Origin of the sequence: Microvirga sp. HBU67558 (assembly GCF_018069605.1) — a bacterium.
Classification (GTDB): Bacteria; Pseudomonadota; Alphaproteobacteria; order Rhizobiales; family Beijerinckiaceae; genus Microvirga; species Microvirga terrae.
The window spans coordinates 1-233 of record NZ_JAGPUP010000011.1 but is presented as its reverse complement, the minus strand read 5'-3'; the positions used below and the strand labels follow the sequence as shown (position 1 = coordinate 233).

Genomic DNA, 233 nt, shown 5'->3' with positions numbered 1-233 from the left:
CGCCGGCGCCATGTCGGCTTCGTGTTCCAGTTCTACAACCTCGTCCCGAGCCTCACGGCCTGCGAGAACGTCGCGTTGGTGACCGAGATTTCCGAGCACCCGATGCAGCCGGAGGAGGCCCTTGCGCTGGTTGGGCTCGAGGAGCGGATGGATCATTTCCCCGCCCAGCTCTCGGGCGGCGAGCAGCAGCGCGTCGCCATCGCGCGGGCCATCGCCAAGCGCCAGGAGGTCCT

At 68.2% G+C, this 233-nt stretch carries 1 protein-coding gene; it reads left to right on the top strand.

Annotation, left to right across the window (positions count from 1 at the left end):
* The coding region (locus KBI52_RS00040; protein ID WP_210804704.1) for an ATP-binding cassette domain-containing protein at window positions 1-233 on the top strand (233 nt) is incomplete at both ends.